Origin of the sequence: Streptomyces sp. NPDC002088 (genome assembly GCF_040296605.1) — a bacterium.
Classification (GTDB): domain Bacteria; phylum Actinomycetota; class Actinomycetes; order Streptomycetales; family Streptomycetaceae; genus Streptomyces.
This window is the reverse complement of record NZ_JBEOXO010000105.1, coordinates 1-1,799: the sequence shown is the minus strand read 5'-3', so window position 1 is coordinate 1,799 and position 1,799 is coordinate 1. Positions and strand designations below refer to the sequence as shown.

3 protein-coding genes are annotated in these 1,799 nt (G+C 66.6%); all 3 read right to left on the bottom strand.

Going from position 1 to position 1,799, the window contains the following annotated elements:
• Positions 1 to 58: 58 nt before the first annotated feature.
• Genes ABT114_RS50315 through ABT114_RS50305 form a run of 3 tightly spaced genes read right to left on the bottom strand, consistent with a single transcriptional unit; the run spans position 59 to position 1,647 of the window.
• Positions 59 to 1,171, bottom strand: a complete 1,113-nt coding sequence (locus ABT114_RS50315; protein ID WP_351154089.1) for a hypothetical protein — start codon at positions 1,169 to 1,171, stop codon at positions 59 to 61.
• A gap of 38 nt (positions 1,172 to 1,209) precedes the next feature.
• Positions 1,210 to 1,431 carry a hypothetical protein gene (locus ABT114_RS50310; RefSeq protein WP_351154086.1) on the bottom strand — a complete coding sequence of 74 codons (222 nt, stop codon included), beginning with the start codon at positions 1,429 to 1,431 and terminating at the stop codon, positions 1,210 to 1,212.
• Between the two features lie 12 nt (positions 1,432 to 1,443).
• The gene (locus ABT114_RS50305; RefSeq protein WP_351154083.1) at positions 1,444 to 1,647 is read right to left on the bottom strand and encodes a hypothetical protein; all 204 of its coding nucleotides are present in this window, start codon (positions 1,645 to 1,647) and stop codon (positions 1,444 to 1,446) included.
• Between the last annotated feature and the right edge of the window lie 152 nt (positions 1,648 to 1,799).

Sequence of the window (1,799 nt, the reverse complement as noted above, 5' to 3'; positions counted from 1 at the left end):
CAGCCCCAACGAATACGAACGCCGACACCACACCGCTAAACTCACGCTCGCCGCGTGATCAAAGACGCGTGTCCACCATCACGGGTGAAGGCCCCCAGTCGAGGAACGCTTCGTCATAGTCGCCACGCTGGTCGGCCTTGCGGTGGCGCAGGTCGAAGCGGTTGGCGATCTCGAACAGCGCGCCTTCGTCCTTCCCGAGGTGCTCCTTGATCAGGGCACGGCGCTCCTCAAGGATGCGGGCGAGGTTGAAGATCGCCGATCTCTTGCTCTCGGCCGACGTGTCACGTCCTCGGTAGAGCGCGATGGCGTGGCGTACGCCGGCGACGGTGTCGGGTGGGCTGTCGTTGAGGGCGCGGTGCACCAGCTGGCTTCGGGCGTCGTCGGTGACGGCGACCAGGCGCCCGAGGTCCTCGCCTTCGGCGGCCAGTTCGTACTCGATGCCGGCCTCGCGCAGCAGCTGGTTGACCTTCCACCGGTACAGGACGCGTGCCGGGCCGTTGTGGAACTCCGAGTGGTGCCACCCGCACATGTTCCAGTTGTGGAAGCGCCGCATACGGGGGCGGCTCACCAGGTCGTGGAACACTTCGATCAGCCCGTAGAAGGTGTCCTCGTCCCACGTCTCAGGCGCCAAGGGCCACAGGTGAGGGATGCCGAGGCGCCGGTCGATCGCCTCGGAGGCGTCCGGCAGGTCGTTCGGGTCGTCGACGCATTCCTCGCCGAACATCTCCACCAGGTAGCCGTTGTCGGCGAACTCGCCAATGAGCCGCGCGAAGTCACGTCGGGTGTCCCGCGCGGTACTGCCGTCGTGGGCGAGTCCGTTGCCGCGGCGCTGCGGCCAGTACGGCCGGGGCGCGGCCGCGTGCCTGAGCTCGGACCCCCGGTTGATGAGCTCCGTGAACCAGTCGTGCTGATCCATCACGGCCCGCTTGGTGCCCCAGCCGGTGGCGGTGGTTGCCCAGGGATCGGCTGTCGGCGCGGTGTGGTTGGGCAGGTCCTCGAAGTCGGCGACTGCGGTCGTGCCGGACAGGGCCTCCGTCATCAGCCATATCGCCCGGTCCTGCCAGGAGCCCGCGGACCGGAGCACGCGCTCCCCCTCGGACACGAACAACGGTGCGGGCCAGAGGAGTTCGTAGTTACTCAGGTCCAGACTCACCACAACATCATCACCCATCGGGGATGTGTCCCGGCCCTGAGTGATGAATTCCTGTCTCAGTCTCGGATGAGCTCCTGGAACTGCGGACATTCGACGGCATGCCACTCCCTGACGAGGACTTCCCCGGCAACGACCACGACCTCCGCGTGCCACGGCAGACAGTCGTGGCAAGCATGGATCTCGTACGAGTTGCCGTCGTCGTCGAACGCCTTGAGGTCGACGGAGCCGACCGGCGCTCGGTAGGTGACGTCCTGCTGCGGATCGGAGGCTTCTGCCATGTCGGCCAGTATCTACGAGTGCTCGGACGGCCCTTCGGGGCCGGGATCACGCGCTGGGATTTCGCTGCGGCAGTCCTTGCATTCGACGGTCTGGGGCAGCGTCGTGAAGCGGATCCCGGAGATGCCGTAGGAGCCCTCGATGCGGTAGCTCCGGCAGACCAGGCACGGCGTGGCCTGGAAGTCCTTGTCGCATCGCAGGCACCGGCCGCGCTTCACGTCGCCTTCACCCGGCTCGATGATGGTGTCGTTGCTTCCACACCTCGCGCAGTGCACCTAGGGTGCGTTTCATAAGCGGCCGCCCGCTGATCTCCGCAGCATGATCGGCCAGTACAGTCGCCCTCGTGGCAACACCGGCACTGCGGGCGATT

Bases quoted from the DNA above. Each gene is read 5' to 3' on its own strand.
- ABT114_RS50315 (WP_351154089.1), bottom strand. From the start codon at position 1,171: ATGGGTGATGATGTTGTGGTGAGTCTGGACCTGAGTAACTACGAACTC.
- ABT114_RS50310 (WP_351154086.1), bottom strand. From the start codon at position 1,431: ATGGCAGAAGCCTCCGATCCGCAGCAGGACGTCACCTACCGAGCGCCG.